Annotated in this window: 18 protein-coding genes; 15 read left to right on the forward strand and 3 right to left on the reverse strand. The window is 67.7% G+C overall.

Annotated elements, in window-relative coordinates; translation table 11 throughout:
- Positions 1–114: 114 nt before the first annotated feature.
- The 11 genes from ASE59_RS18680 (at position 115) to ASE59_RS18730 (ending at position 7,476) form a co-directional block, all read left to right on the forward strand.
- Positions 115–1,386, forward strand: a complete 1,272-nt coding sequence (locus ASE59_RS18680; protein WP_056460019.1) for a glutamate-5-semialdehyde dehydrogenase — start codon at positions 115–117, stop codon at positions 1,384–1,386.
- Positions 1,387–1,423: 37 nt separating this feature from the next.
- On the forward strand, positions 1,424–1,669 hold the full coding sequence (locus ASE59_RS18685; RefSeq protein WP_156360183.1) for a CopG family transcriptional regulator: 246 nt from the start codon (positions 1,424–1,426) through the stop codon (positions 1,667–1,669).
- On the forward strand, positions 1,666–1,947 hold the full coding sequence (locus ASE59_RS18690) for a type II toxin-antitoxin system RelE/ParE family toxin (protein WP_056460025.1): 282 nt from the start codon (positions 1,666–1,668) through the stop codon (positions 1,945–1,947). Before ASE59_RS18685 ends, ASE59_RS18690 begins: the two co-directional genes overlap by 4 nt.
- Positions 1,944–2,567 carry a nicotinate-nucleotide adenylyltransferase gene (locus ASE59_RS18695; protein WP_056460027.1) on the forward strand — a complete coding sequence of 208 codons (624 nt, stop codon included), beginning with the start codon at positions 1,944–1,946 and terminating at the stop codon, positions 2,565–2,567. The genes ASE59_RS18690 and ASE59_RS18695 overlap by 4 nt, the downstream gene beginning before the upstream one ends.
- A gap of 35 nt (positions 2,568–2,602) precedes the next feature.
- Entirely contained in the window at positions 2,603–2,956 is a 354-nt protein-coding gene (gene rsfS, locus ASE59_RS18700) for a ribosome silencing factor (RefSeq protein ID WP_056460031.1), read from the forward strand.
- A 13-nt stretch (positions 2,957–2,969) separates the two neighbouring features.
- Entirely contained in the window at positions 2,970–3,392 is a 423-nt protein-coding gene (locus tag ASE59_RS18705) for a 23S rRNA (pseudouridine(1915)-N(3))-methyltransferase RlmH (RefSeq protein ID WP_056460033.1), read from the forward strand.
- Positions 3,389–4,540 (forward strand): murein hydrolase activator EnvC family protein, encoded by a 1,152-nt coding sequence (locus tag ASE59_RS18710; protein ID WP_056460035.1) that lies wholly within the window; start codon positions 3,389–3,391, stop codon positions 4,538–4,540. The genes ASE59_RS18705 and ASE59_RS18710 overlap by 4 nt, the downstream gene beginning before the upstream one ends.
- 135 nt (positions 4,541–4,675) lie before the next feature.
- Complete coding sequence (locus tag ASE59_RS18715) at positions 4,676–6,022, forward strand: S41 family peptidase (RefSeq protein WP_056460037.1); 1,347 nt, start codon at positions 4,676–4,678, stop codon at positions 6,020–6,022.
- Between the two features lie 4 nt (positions 6,023–6,026).
- The gene (locus ASE59_RS18720) at positions 6,027–6,506 is read left to right on the forward strand and encodes a disulfide bond formation protein B (RefSeq protein ID WP_056460040.1); all 480 of its coding nucleotides are present in this window, start codon (positions 6,027–6,029) and stop codon (positions 6,504–6,506) included.
- Positions 6,503–7,042 carry a demethoxyubiquinone hydroxylase family protein gene (locus ASE59_RS18725; protein ID WP_056460043.1) on the forward strand — a complete coding sequence of 180 codons (540 nt, stop codon included), beginning with the start codon at positions 6,503–6,505 and terminating at the stop codon, positions 7,040–7,042. Before ASE59_RS18720 ends, ASE59_RS18725 begins: the two co-directional genes overlap by 4 nt.
- 35 nt (positions 7,043–7,077) lie before the next feature.
- A complete protein-coding gene (locus ASE59_RS18730; protein WP_056460045.1) occupies positions 7,078–7,476 on the forward strand; it encodes a hypothetical protein in 399 nt (132 codons plus the stop codon).
- Positions 7,477–7,498: 22 nt separating this feature from the next.
- On the opposite strand, the gene ASE59_RS18735 is transcribed toward ASE59_RS18730, so the two are convergent.
- Positions 7,499–8,791 (reverse strand): homoserine dehydrogenase, encoded by a 1,293-nt coding sequence (locus ASE59_RS18735; RefSeq protein WP_056460046.1) that lies wholly within the window; start codon positions 8,789–8,791, stop codon positions 7,499–7,501.
- A gap of 103 nt (positions 8,792–8,894) precedes the next feature.
- Entirely contained in the window at positions 8,895–9,848 is a 954-nt protein-coding gene (locus tag ASE59_RS18740) for an isopenicillin N synthase family dioxygenase (RefSeq protein WP_056460049.1), read from the reverse strand.
- A gap of 120 nt (positions 9,849–9,968) precedes the next feature.
- On the opposite strand from ASE59_RS18740, the gene ASE59_RS18745 reads away from it, so the two are divergent.
- From ASE59_RS18745 to ASE59_RS18760, 4 genes are read left to right on the forward strand one after another with little or no spacing between them, the layout of a single operon-like run.
- Positions 9,969–11,255 carry a multidrug effflux MFS transporter gene (locus ASE59_RS18745; protein ID WP_056460191.1) on the forward strand — a complete coding sequence of 429 codons (1,287 nt, stop codon included), beginning with the start codon at positions 9,969–9,971 and terminating at the stop codon, positions 11,253–11,255.
- A 54-nt stretch (positions 11,256–11,309) separates the two neighbouring features.
- Entirely contained in the window at positions 11,310–11,651 is a 342-nt protein-coding gene (locus ASE59_RS18750) for a hypothetical protein (protein ID WP_056460052.1), read from the forward strand.
- The gene (locus tag ASE59_RS18755) at positions 11,648–12,289 is read left to right on the forward strand and encodes a hypothetical protein (protein ID WP_056460053.1); all 642 of its coding nucleotides are present in this window, start codon (positions 11,648–11,650) and stop codon (positions 12,287–12,289) included. Before ASE59_RS18750 ends, ASE59_RS18755 begins: the two co-directional genes overlap by 4 nt.
- Positions 12,286–12,684, forward strand: a complete 399-nt coding sequence (locus tag ASE59_RS18760) for an acyl-CoA thioesterase (protein ID WP_056460056.1) — start codon at positions 12,286–12,288, stop codon at positions 12,682–12,684. Before ASE59_RS18755 ends, ASE59_RS18760 begins: the two co-directional genes overlap by 4 nt.
- Positions 12,685–12,826: 142 nt before the next feature.
- Here the strand turns inward: ASE59_RS18760 and ASE59_RS18765 are convergent, their stop codons facing one another.
- A complete protein-coding gene (locus tag ASE59_RS18765) occupies positions 12,827–13,549 on the reverse strand; it encodes an SIMPL domain-containing protein (protein WP_414899195.1) in 723 nt (240 codons plus the stop codon).
- Positions 13,550–13,599: the final 50 nt, after the last annotated feature.

The raw sequence follows: 13,599 nt of genomic DNA on the forward strand, positions 1-13,599 counted from the left end.
ACGATACTGGGGCTACCGCGATGGTAGCCCCTTTTCGTTCTGATGCAGCGGCAGCGACTGGACGGTGCCGCAATATTGGGCGATGCGCGTTCGACAGGCTCCGGAGAAATTTGCATGTCGACTGCCCAGACGATCGCCAATCCGACTGTTTCGATGGCCGCTATGGGCAATGTCGCGCACAACGCTGCCCATATGCTTGCGGTTACACCGACCGCGACCAAATCGACCGCACTCCACCACGCCGTCGCCGCCATCCGCGACGACACCGCCACCATCCTCGCCGCCAACGCGCAGGACATCGCGCAGGCCGAAGTGAACGGCCTGTCGGGTGCCATGCTCGACCGGTTGCGGCTCGATCCTGCCCGGCTGGAAGCGATGGCCGCTGGGGTCGAGGCGGTGGCGGGGCTGCCCGATCCGGTCGGCGAGGTCATCGATCGCAGCGAGCGACCGAATGGCTTGGTGCTGAGCCGGGTGCGCGTGCCGATCGGGGTGATAGGCATCATTTACGAAAGCCGGCCGAACGTCACCGCCGATGCCGGGGCGCTGGCGGTGATGGCGGGGAATGCCGCGATCCTGCGTGGCGGGAGCGAGGCGATCCACAGCAATCGTGCGATCCATGCGGCGATGGTCCGGGGGCTGGTTGCGGGCGGATTGCCGGAGGGGGCGGTGCAACTGATCCAGACGACCGATCGGACTGCGGTGGGAGCGATGCTGGCCGCCGAAGGTCTGATCGACCTGATCATACCGCGCGGGGGAAAGAGCCTTGTCGCGCGGGTGCAGGCCGAGGCGCGGGTGCCGGTGCTGGCGCATCTCGACGGATTGAATCACAGCTATGTCGATCGCGCTGCCGATCCGGCGATGGCGCAGGATATCGTCGTCAATGCCAAGCTGCGGCGAACCGGCGTGTGCGGCGCGACCGAGACGCTGCTGATCGACCGTGCCTATGCCGATCCGTTGCCGATCCTGACCGGGCTGCTCGATGCCGGTTGCGAATTACGCGGCGATGCCGATGTGCGCGCGCTGCATCCCGATATTCTCGAAGCCAATGACGATGACTGGGATACCGAATATCTCGACGCGATCCTTTCGGTGAAGCTGGTCGATGGTGTCGACGATGCGATTGCGCATATCGCCGCGCATGGATCGCACCATACCGACGCGATCATCACCGACGATGCGGCGACGGCCGAACATTTTCTCGCGCGCGTCGATTCGGCGATCGTGATGTGGAACGCATCGACCCAGTTCGCCGATGGCGGTGAGTTCGGGCTGGGCGCGGAGATCGGCATCGCCACCGGCCGACTGCACGCCCGTGGCCCGGTCGCGCTGGAGGGGCTGACGACGTACAAGTGGATCGTGCGCGGGACCGGCCAGACCCGGCCTTGATGGCGGCGCTTACGCGGCATAGGTTGCGGTGATGGAGATGCGACCAATCACCACCGCTATCGATGCGGCGACCGACGACGCGATCAGTCGCGTTGCCGCTGCGCGCGGCATTACCCGTGACGAGTTCGCTGCCGACGCGATACGCCGCGCAGTGCGTGCCGATGAGGAACTGACGGCCTTCGTTCAAGTTGGGATCGATGCGGCCGATCAAGGGGAGTTGATTCCGCAGGATGTTGTATTTGCCGAGTTGCGGGAGCGACGCAGGCGCCTTCGCAACGGATGATTGATATCCAGTGGTCTGCGCCGGCCCGCCTTGATCTCGAAGCGATTGACGACAGGTTTTCCGCAATCGACCTGGCGCTGGCCGACCGCATTATCGATCGGATCGAGCAGGCCGGCAATTTCCTTTGCGATCACCCGTCGGCAGGACCGAAAATTCTGTCAGGCGCGGCTCGCAAATGGCGAGTCCGGGGTGCGCCGTATCTTTTGCTCTATCGCGTCCTGCCGGACCGCGTCGAAATTCTGCGCATTCGTCACGATCGTGAGGATTGGGACGCATGAGCCGTATCGGACTGCTCGGCGGATCGTTCAATCCCGCGCACAACGGTCACCGCCGGGTGTCGCTAGCCGCCAAGCGGGCGCTGGCGCTTGACGAAGTATGGTGGCTGGTGTCGCCGGGCAACCCGCTGAAGCCTGCCGCAGGCATGGCGCCGCTGGCCGCACGGGTGGCGTCGGCGCGGCGGGTCGCGCGCCATGCGCCGATCCGGCCGACCGCGATCGAGAAGCGCCTCGGCACCCGCTATACCGTCGATACGCTGCGCAAATTGGTGCGGCTGTACCCGCAGCATCGCTTCATCTGGTTGATGGGGGCGGACAATCTGGCCGAGTTTCACCGGTGGCGCGACTGGCGCGGAATTGCACGGACGGTGGCGATTGCGGTCGTCGCGCGTCCGGGCTATGATGGTTGCGCCCTCGCTAGTCCTGCGATGGGCTGGTTGCGGCGCCATGCGCGGCCCGCAGGCCAGGCGAGACGATGGACGATGTGGAGTTTGCCGGCGCTGGTCCGTTTACGCTTCCGCCCCGATCCGACCTCGGCGACCGCGATCCGCGCCGCCGATCCCGCCTGGCACCATCGGGTAATTCCGCCCGTCCGGTCCGACGCACAGGCCCCTGAAAGCTGACCCCCTTGCCGACTCCTACCGACCCGACCGATGCCATGAGCGAGACCGAAGCGCTGCACCGCATGGTGCTCGCCAGCCTCGACGACGACCAGGCGGTCGAGACGGTGTCGATCCCGCTCGCGGGCAAGTCGAGCATCGCCGATTACATGGTCATCGCCAGCGGCCGGTCGAGCCGGCAGGTGGCATCGATGGCGCAGAAGCTTGCCGAGCGGGTCAAGGCCGAGTTCGGCCGCCCGTCGCGCATCGAAGGGCTGCCGACCGCCGACTGGGTGCTGATCGACACCGGCGACGTGATCGTCCACCTGTTCCGCCCCGAAGTCCGCACCTTCTACAATCTGGAGCGGATGTGGGCGTTCGGCGATACGCTGAACCCGACCGCACACGCATAACGCCTGTTCGCCCGTGCTGCTGCATATCGTCGCGCGCGGGCGGATCGGGCGTGGTCCCGAAGCCGAACTGATCGACCGCTATCTCAAGCGTGTCGGCTGGCCGACCAAGATTACCGAACTGCCCGATACCGGGGGCAAGGTGCCGCCGGTCGATCCGGGCACGCGGATCGTGATGCTGGATGAGAAGGGCCGCGACCTGCCGTCGCTGGCGTTCGCGACCCAACTCGGACGCTGGCGCGACGATGGCGTGCGCGAAACGCGCTTCCTGCTGGGCGCCGCCGATGGGTTCGACGATACGCAGCGGGCGCAGGCCGATCTGTTGCTGGCGTTCGGGCGCGCGACATGGCCGCATCTGATGGCCCGCGCGATGCTGGCCGAACAATTGTGGCGCGCGACCAGCATCCTCGCCGGCCACCCCTATCACCGCGAGGGATGAGACGCGCCTTCGCCCTGATTGCCGCCGTGGCCGCGCTGGCGGGTGCGGCGGCGTGGGCGCAGGACGATCCGGTCGTGGCAGGCCGAGAACGGCTGGAAAGCGCGCGCCGGGCAGCGGCCAGGGCCAGCGCGCGATCGCAACTGCTCGACCGCGCCGCGCGTGCCGCCAGCGCCGGGGCCGAGCGTAGCCGCGCGGCGCAGGCGGCGCTCGCCGCGCGCATCGCCGCTGCCGAAGCCGATCGCAAGGCCGCACAGGCACGCGTCGCCCTGATCGGTGAGCTGCTCGCCCGGCGTCGGAGCGAACTGGCGACCCGGCAGGCGCCGGTCGCACGGCTGGTCGGGGCGTTGCAGTCGCTGGCCAGTCGTCCGGCGTGGCTGGCGGTCGCGCAGCCCGGATCGACCGACGATCTGGTCCATGTCCGCGCCGTGCTCGGGACCGTCGTGCCGGCGATGCAGCAGCGCACCGCCGCCGTCCGTACCGCCATCGCCGATGCCGCGCGGCTGCGGTCGCAGGCGGGTACCGCGCTGGCGGCATTGGCGGCGAGCAACGCGCGGCTGGAGGATGAACGGCTGGCGCTGGTACAGGCGGAGGCGGCGCAGCGGCTGCGCTCGCGGGCGTTGGCGCGCGGGGCGCTGGTCGAATCGGACCGGGCGATCGCGCTTGGCGAACAGGCGCGCGACATCGTCGACCGGCTGGAGGAACTGGGCGAAGCGAGCGACACCCGCGCCGCACTCGCCGCGCTGCCGGGGCCGCTGCCGCGACCGGAGCCGAACGCATCCCCCCTCCCCCCGGCCGCCTATCGCCTGCCGGTCGCCGGCAGCGTGGCGAGCGGCTTCGGCGAGATCAGCGACAGCGGGGTGCGCGCGCGGGGCCTGACGCTGATCGTGCCGCCGGGGGCGGCGGTGGTCGCGCCCGCCGCCGGCACCGTCGCGTTCAGCAAGCGATTTCGCCGCTACGGCCGGGTCGTGATCCTCGACCATGGCGGTGGCTGGACCACCGCGATCACCGGCCTTGCCGCCAGCGTCGGCCCGGTCGGTGCACAGGTCGGGGCAGGAACGGTGATCGGCCGGGCGCCGGCGGGCGAGTCGCCGGTGACGGTCGAGTTGCGCCGCCATGGCGTACCGGTCGATCTGTCGGCGATGCTGTAGCGACGATCGCAAACCGCTTGCATCCGGCGCCCGCCCGTCCATCTCCCGTTCAGCCCAGAGGCGCTTTGATCGCCACACATTTTCCCGCTAGTGTGGCTTCCGTACCGCAGTCGAAAGCATTCAGCGTTTATGCGTATGTCCCGTTCGTTTCTTCAGGCCACCGCCATCGTCGGCGCGCTGGCGCTCGTTCCCGTGGCGACCGGGGCCATGGCACAGGCCGATGCGGGCAGTTTCCGCGAACTCGACAATTTCATGGACGTCTATAACCGCGTGAAGGCGAGTTACGTCGACAAGGTCGATGACAAGACGCTGATGGAAGGGGCAATGCGCGGTATGCTCGCCGCGCTCGACCCGCATTCCAGCTATCTCGACGCCAAGGATTTCGAGAATCTGCGCATCGCCACGACCGGCAACTATTCCGGCCTCGGCCTGTCGGTCACGCTGGAGGACGGCGCGGTCAAGGTCATCACCCCGACCGAGGATACGCCCGCCGCGCGTGCCGGCATCAAGTCGGGCGACTACATCACCCATGTCGACGGCAAGCTGATCGTCGGCGGCACGCTCGACGAAGCGGTCGCGCAGATGCGCGGGCCGACGGGATCGAAGGTATCGCTGACCATCGTCCGCCCCGGCCGCGACAAGCCGATCGAACTGACGCTGGTGCGCAGCACGATCGTGCAGAAGCCGGTCAAGTGGGAAGTGAAGGACGGCATCGGCGTCATCAACATCAACACCTTCAGCGAGACGACCGGCGCCGACACCCGCGCCGCGATCGCCGGGATCGACAAGGCGCTGGGCCACAAGCCAAAGGGCTATGTCATCGACCTGCGCGACAATGGCGGCGGGCTGCTGACCCAGGCGATCGAGGTATCGGACACCTTCCTTGCACGCGGCGAGATCGTGTCGCAGCGCGGGCGCGACAAGGCGGATACCGAACGCTATTTCGCCGAGGAGATGGTGCCGGGCGACCTCGCGCAGGGACTGCCGATCATCGTGCTGACCAATCCGGGCACCGCATCGGCATCGGAGATCGTCGCCGGCGCGTTGCAGGACCATCACCGTGCGATCGTGATGGGCGAGCGCAGCTTCGGCAAGGGATCGGTGCAGTCGATCTTCGACCTGTCGAAGAACACCGCGCTGCGCCTGACCACCGCGCGTTACCACACGCCGTCGGGCCGGTCGGTGCAGGAAGGCGGCATCGACCCCGATCTGAAGGTCCCACAGATTTCGGACCCCGATTACAAGAGCCGCCCGGTGTACCGCGAGGCCGATCTGCGCCGCCATCTGGTCAACGAGGCCGGCATCGACGACAAGACGCTGACCGAGGACACCAAGGACGATCCGCGCTTCGCCGAGACCGCCGAGTCGCTCAAGAAGCGCGGCATCGACGATTTCCAGCTCTATTATGCGTTGCAGACGATGGGCCGGGTCGGTCCGACGACGCGCATGGCGGCGGCTGTCCCCAAGCCCGGCAAGCGCTGAACCGATGCGTGCCAACGACCTGCCGCTCGCGCGCTGGATCGCGCTGCTGCTGCCGCTCACGCTGATCGCGGGGGCGCTCGGCTCGCAAGTTCTGGGCGGGCTGTATCCGTGCGAGATGTGCCATTGGCAGCGCTGGCCGCATTATGCGGCGATCGTGCTGGCGGCTCTCTCCTTCTTCGCGCCGCGTACCTCGGCCAAGCGGCTGCTGGTGATCCTTGCCGGGCTGGCGATCCTGACCAGCGGGCTGATCGGGGTGTTCCATGCCGGCGTCGAATATCATTGGTGGCAGGGGGTCACCGCCTGCGCCAATACGCTGCACGCGACCGGCGGCGACCTGCTGGCGGCGATCGTGCGGCAACCGGTGGTCCGTTGCGACGTGCCGCAATGGTCGTTCCTCGGCATCTCGCTGGCCGGGTTCAACGCGATCTTTTCGATCGCCGGCGCGTTGGTGGTGCTGATGCTGGCGACACGGAGGCGGACATGAGCAAATGGCGACCCGGCGATCCCCGGCCCGGCGGGATCAAGTCGATGATCCGCGTCGATCAGGCGGGCGAATATGGCGCGACGCGCATCTATGCCGGGCAGTTGGCGGTAATGGGCGACCGCAGCCCGATGTCGGCGGCGATCCAGGGCATGGCGTTGCAGGAGGCCGAGCATCGCGCCTATTTCGACGCGCTGATCGCCGAACGCGGGGTGCGGCCGACGATCATCCAGCCGATCTGGGACGTGGCCGGCTTCGCGCTGGGTGCGGCGACCGCGGCGATCGGGCCAGAGGCGGCGATGGCGTGTACCGCCGCGGTCGAGACCGAGATCGACAAGCATTACGAGGACCAGCTCATCGAACTGGGCGACGACGATCCCGAACTCGGCGCCGCGATCCGCAAGTTCCAGGCCGAGGAACTGGAGCATAAGGAAGCGGCGCTGGCGCATGGCGCCGAGCGCGCGCCGGCCTATCCCCTGCTGTCGGCGGCAATCCGGGCGGGCTGCCGCATCGCCATCGAAGTTTCGAAACGCATTTGATCGTCCGGGCGTTACCCGGACAGGAGGATTTTGTGATGACCCGCACGCTTCTGGCCGGTGCCGCCGCGATCGTCGCCTTTGCCATGCCAACCGCGCCCGCCGCTGCGCAGGTCCGCAACGGTACGCTCGTCATCTATGGCAACGATAAATGCCCGACCAACGCCGATGGCGAGGAGATCGTGGTCTGCGTCCGCCGGGGCGAACAGGAACGCTTCCGCATTCCCAAGGAATTGCGCGACGTCGAACCGACCCGCGACGGCGAAAGCTGGGCGACGCGGGTGCAGGACAATCTGAACGCCGGGTCGAGCGGGATCGGCAGTTGCTCGACCGCCGGGGTCGGTGGACAGACCGGCTGCTTCATCCAGCGCGCCAATGCCGCGCGCGCGGAACGCCGGGCGCGGCGCGAGGCCGAGGCGGCGATCCCGCTACCCTGACCCGCCGCCGTCGGGCGCCCCCTTACCCGCCGAGCACGTGCATCCACATCGGCTGGCCGAGCACGCTGGCCGAGCTTTCCAGCTTTTCGAGCGCCTGCGCGACGCAGCGTTCCGGCCCCTCATGCGTCACGATCGCGACCAGCACCCCGCCATCGGCATTCGCGCCGCGCTGGATCAGGCTTTCGATCGAGACGCCGGCATCGCGCATCGCCGCCGCGATCTCGGCCAGCACCCCGACCTTGTCCGCGACCTGCAGGCGCAGATAGGCGCGGCCGCGGCGCTCGCCGGTCGGTTCGGGCGCGGCGGGGGTCAGGTCGGCGACCGGCATCGCATAGGGCGGGCCGAATTCGCCGCGGGCGATATCGATCAGATCGGCGACCACTGCGCTGGCGGTCGGGCCGTCGCCGGCACCGCGCCCCTGAAAGAACAGGCGCCCGACGAAATTACCCTCAGCCACCACGGCGTTGAGCGATCCGGTGACATGCGCTAGCGGATGATCGAGCGGCACGAGGTGCGGATGGACCCGCTGGAACAGGCCACGCGGCCCCGCTTCGCCGACCCCGACCAGCCGGATGCGATAGCCGAGCGCCGCCGCCTCGGCGATGTCGGCGGCCAGCACGTGGCGGATGCCGGTCACCGCCACCGCATCGAACGCCGGCTGGGTATTAAAGGCTAGGCTGGCGAGGATTGACAGCTTGTGCGCGGCATCGACGCCATCGATGTCGAAGCTGGGGTCGGCCTCGGCAAAGCCCAGTGCCTGCGCCTCGGCCAGCACTTCGGCGAAGTCGCGCCCTTCCGCCTCCATCTTCGACAGGATGAAGTTGCAGGTGCCGTTGAGGATGCCGAAGACCTGCGAAATCTCGTTGGCCGCCGCCCCTTCGCGCAGGCCCTTGATCACCGGCACGCCGCCGGCGACCGCCGCCTCGAACTTCAGCGCGACGCCCTTGTCCTCGGCGGCTTGGGCGAGTTCGAGGCCGTGATGCGCGATCATCGCCTTGTTCGCCGTGACGAAGCTCTTGCCCGCCGCCAGCGCGCTGCGCGCCAGCGTCAGCGCCGGGCCGTCCGATCCGCCGATCAGTTCGACCACGACGTCGGCGTTGCCCGCCTGGACCAGCGCGGCGGTATCGTCGACCCATTGGTAGCGCGACAGGTCGACGCCACGGTCGCGGCTGCGGTCGCGCGCCGATACGGCCACGACCTCGATCGGGCGGCCGGCTCGGCGCGCAATCAGGGCGCCATTGGTCTCGATCAGCCGAATCACGCCCGCACCCACGGTTCCAAGGCCGGCGATGGCGACGCGGAGCGGTTCGGTCATAGATCCCTCAACTTGTTGACGTAACAAAATTGCGGCCGAAGCATTGCTCCGGCCGGTTTCGTGTCTCTAAAGCGGGTCGCCGGTCAGGGGAACCCCGTCGCAATCACTTCTTGATGAGACCGATCTCTACCAGCCGTTCGTACAGATAGTCGTGCGAACTGATCGGGGTGGGATAGCGGTTCGGGCGCTCCTCGCCGATGCAGCCGGGCAGCGTCTCGATCAAAAAATCTGGCGCGGGGTGGAGGAAGAACGGCATCGAATAGCGCGAATGGCCGCGCCGTTCGGGGGCCGGATTGACGACGCGGTGGGTGGTCGATGGCAGGACATGGTTGGTCAGCCGTTGGAGCATGTCCCCGACATTGACAACCATTGCACCCGGCGGCGGCGCGACCGGCAGCCAGCGGCCGTCGCGGTCGAGCAGTTCGAGGCCCGCTTCCTCGGCACCCAGTAAGAGGGTGATGAGGTTGATGTCCTCATGCGCGCCGGCGCGCACTTCGGGGGCATCGGCGGCAACCGGCGGATAGTGGAGCAGGCGCAGCACCGAATTGCCGTCCTTCACCGCGCGGTCGAACCAGTTCGGCTCCAGCCCCAGATAGCGCGCGATCGCCGACAACAGCCGGTCGCCCGCCGCATCCAGCGCGGCGAACAGGTCGAGGAACGCCTCGCGAAACCCCTCCGGCCGGTCGGGCCAGACATTGGCGGGCATCACGTCGCCATAGCGATGCCCGGCGGCCAGTTCGCGGCCGACATGCCAGAATTCCTTGAGGTCGACATGCGTCGCGCCCTTGGCGATCTCGGTCTTGAACGGGGTATAGCCGCGCGCACCGCCGCCGCCCTCCACGAAATAACCGCGCTTTTCTGCTTCGGGCAGGTCGAAGAACGCCTTGGTCAACGCCCAGGCGCGGTCGATGACGTTCTGATCGACGCCATGGTCGGATACCATCGCGAAACCGAAGCGTTGGAACGAGCCGCCGAAGTCGCGGGCGAAGCCATCGGGGTCCTGCTCCGCCTGCGCCATCGAAATCAGCGGAACCTGCGAAAGCGGCGTGTCGGCCATGGGTCTCAAAATCCTGAAAGATACCGGAACGAAGCCATGAAGATAGACGCACCGCCTGCCCACGAACAGGGTCATCCTTTGCGTGACGCAGCCGCCGAAGTCCGGCATGGGGATGATGCGATGCAACAACGAACCGATCCCCTGTCGCCCGATACCTCCGCCGCGCTGACCGATGCCGCTTCCGATGCGGGCGGCGGCGGGTCGGCGGACCGTGCGCCATTGCCCTTCGGCGAGTTCGTCACGCTGATCGCGGCGCTGATGGCGCTGACCGCGCTCGGCATCGATTCGATGCTGCCGGCGCTGCCCGCGATCGGCGATGCGCTGGGCGTCGCCGAACCCAATACGCGGCAGTTCGTCGTCACCTCCTTCCTGCTCGGCTTTTCGATCGCGCAACTCGCTTATGGCCCGCTCGCGGATCGCTATGGTCGGCGGCCGGTGCTGATCTTCGCCCTGATCGCCAGCACGATCACCAATCTGGTAGCGGCGGTATCGGGCAGTTTCCTGCTGCTGCTGATCGCACGCTTCGCATCGGGCGCGGCGGTGGCGGGCGGGCGCGTGGTGACGGTGGCGCTGGTGCGCGACTGTTATTCGGGCCGGGCGATGGCGCGGGTGATGAGCCTCGCCTTCATCTTCTTCATGGCAGCTCCGGTGCTGGCACCGACCTTCGGCGAATTCGTGCTCGCCTTCGCTTCGTGGCGCTGGATCTTCGGGGGCATCGCGATCGTCACCGCCGCGGTGTTCGCGTGGTTCGTCCTGCGCATGCCCGAGACGCTGCCGGTATCGGAGCGCGCGCCGCTCGATCCCAGCCGGATCATGGCGGGCTATCGCACCGTGCTGCGTGATCGCTATGCGGTCGGCTATACCGTCGCGGCGGCGTTGCTGTCGGGCGGGCTGTTCGGCTTCGTCGGATCGATCCAGCAGATCATGGACGTGACGTTCGGCAAGCCCAAGCTGCTGACCGTCGTCTTCGCCTGTGTCGCCGGTACGATGGCGGCGGGGTCGTTCTTCAATTCGCGGATCGTGATGCGTTTCGGCACGCGGCTGATCTCGCATGCCGCGCTGCTCGGGCTGGTCGCGGTCGCGGCGATCCACCTGGCGATCACGCTGGCCGGGATCGAGTCGCTTACCAGCTTCATCATCCTGCAGGCGATCATGATGGCCTGTTTCGGCCTCGCCTCCTCCAATTTCTCGGCGATGGCGATGGAGAATATGGGGTCGATCGCCGGCACGGCGTCGTCGTTGCAGGGATTCGTGTCGATGCTGGGCGGAGCGGTGCTGGGCGCGCTGATCGGGCAGGCGTTCGACGGGACCACCGTGCCGCTGTACGGCGGGTTCCTGTTCCTCGGGCTGATCGCGGTGCTCGTCGTGTTTCGTACCGAACATGGCCGGCTGTTCCGCCGGGGATAGGAACCGGCGCCGCCCGCAACGGGTTTCCCTGTCCTAACCAGCAGGAGTCTTTCGATGGGCGGTCATCAGGTAAATGGTCAGGGGTCGGGCGACGACGGCTATGACGAGGACGGCTATGACGAAAGCCAGCGCGCTGAAATCCTCGAAGCGACCCGCGACGGACCCAGCGACGGCACGATCCTGACCGACCTCGAACCCGATCTCGGCGCGTCCGACGACGAGGATGAGGACGAGCTCGACATGGTCGACGACGAACTCGCCGAAGAGGATGAGGATGTGACGATCACCGGTCAGGGCGACCAGCGCGAGGACGAGTTGCAGGAAGATTTCGACGAGGACAATCTCGCGGAGGACGGCGACCTGACCGACGCAGATCGCGACGCGATCGAACCGTGAGGACGGGGCCGATCGCCGGACTGGCGCTGCTGCTGTCGGCCTGTGGTGGTAGTGGTGAGGGGAATGAGGCGGCGGCGAACGATGCCGCCGCCCCCGCCGAGCCGACCCCGGTCGCCGGTGCGCCGACGCCGGTGACGCCGTCGACGTCGCTGCCACCCGGCGACGGCATCCCCGGCGTATCGGCCCCGCCCCCGGCGAACGAAGTCCGCCCCGCCGCCATTCCCGCTCCGATTGCGACCGAAGCGGGACCACAGGACGCGGTGGCGGTACTCAACCAGTATTTCGCCGCGATCAGCAGCCGCCGGTACGACGAAGCCTATCGCCTGTGGAACGGGCGCGGCGAAGCATCGGGCATGTCGGCCAAGGCTTTTGCCGACTCCTTCGCCAAATATGCCGAGTATCGCGCGACGATCGGCACCCCCGGCCGGATCGATGCCGGCGCCGGACAACGCTATATCGAGATACCGGTGCAGGTCACCGGGCGGTTGCGTGACGGGACGCCGGTATCGCTGGCCGGTCCAGTCATCCTGCACGGCACCGGCGATATCGATGGCGCGACCGCCGAACAACGTTCATGGCGGATCGAGAATAGCGGCCTGAAGCCGCGCCCCACCACGGACACCGCCACCCCGCGATGACTTCGCCGCCCTATACCCGGACCATCACCGCCGGTCCCGACGACATCGACGAGCTGGGCCATGTGAACAACGCGGTCTGGGTCCGGTGGATTCAGGATGTGGCGGTCGCGCACTGGCATGCGCTGGCCACCCCCGAACAGCATGCCGCCTATGTCTGGGTCATCACCCGCCACGAAATCGACTATCGCGGCAGTGTCCTGGCCGGAGAGACGGTGACCGCCGAAACCTGGGTTGCCGATGCGCCGAAGGGCGCACGGTTCGACCGGCTGATGCGCTTCACCGGTGCCGATGGGCGGGTAAAGGTCGATGCGCGCACGACGTGGGCGTTGCTCGACCGGCAGAGCGGGCGGTTGCTGCGGGTGCCGGCCGAAGTGGTCGAACGGTTTACGCGCTGACCCTTCGTCGCTCCCGCCGAGGCGGGAGCCCATACACGCTGCCGGCGCGATCCTTGTCACCAACGTCGGCGTTTATGGATTCCCGCCTTCGCGGGAATGACGAAAGGTGCGGGGCCATACCCGGTAGGGCAGCCACCTCGCATCACCGCAACAGGAAACGGACTGCGACGTTTACCGTCAGATCCTGCTCGCCCGCCGCGACCGGCGTCGGATCGGCCATCTTCGCCACCCGAGCCATTTGCAAGATCGGCATCGGCGGCTGCGGCAACTGCCCGCCGTCTTCCGAAATCAGCAGGATGCGGTCGACCCGCATCCCCGCCGCCTTCGCATACAGTTCGGCGCGGGCACGGGCGCGGCGGATCGCGTCGGTACGCGCTTCGTCCAGCGCGGCATCGGCGGCATCGACCGACAGCGTCGGCCCGTCGATCTGGTTCGCCCCCTGCGCAACCAGCGCGTCGAGGATCGCACCACTCTTGCCCACGTCGCGGAAGCGGATCGAGACGCTGTTGCTCGCCTGATAGCCGGTGATCGCCGGCGGCTGATTCTCGGCATAGCGATATTGCGGCTGCAACTGGATCTGCGCGGTCTGGAGATCGCGTTCGGCGACGCCGGCCTTGCGCAGCGCGGCGACGACGCGGGTCATGCGCTGGCTGTTATCCGACAGCGCGGCGGCGGCGGTCGCGGCCTGGCTGACCACGCCGGCGCGGATGGTGGCGATGTCGGGCACGCGCGTCGCCTTCCCGGTCGCACTGACGTCGAGGAGGGTCCCGTCGGCCAGGATCGGCGCCGACACCGGCGCGACCTGTTGCGCGGCGGCGGGAAGCGCGGTTCCGATGGCGGCGAGGATCAGGACGGAACGGAGCATCGGCATTTCCCTTTCGAATACAATCACGACGAACGATCGGTCGTTACGCA

Source organism: Sphingomonas sp. Leaf10, assembly GCF_001421245.1.
Lineage (GTDB): Bacteria > Pseudomonadota > Alphaproteobacteria > Sphingomonadales > Sphingomonadaceae > Sphingomonas.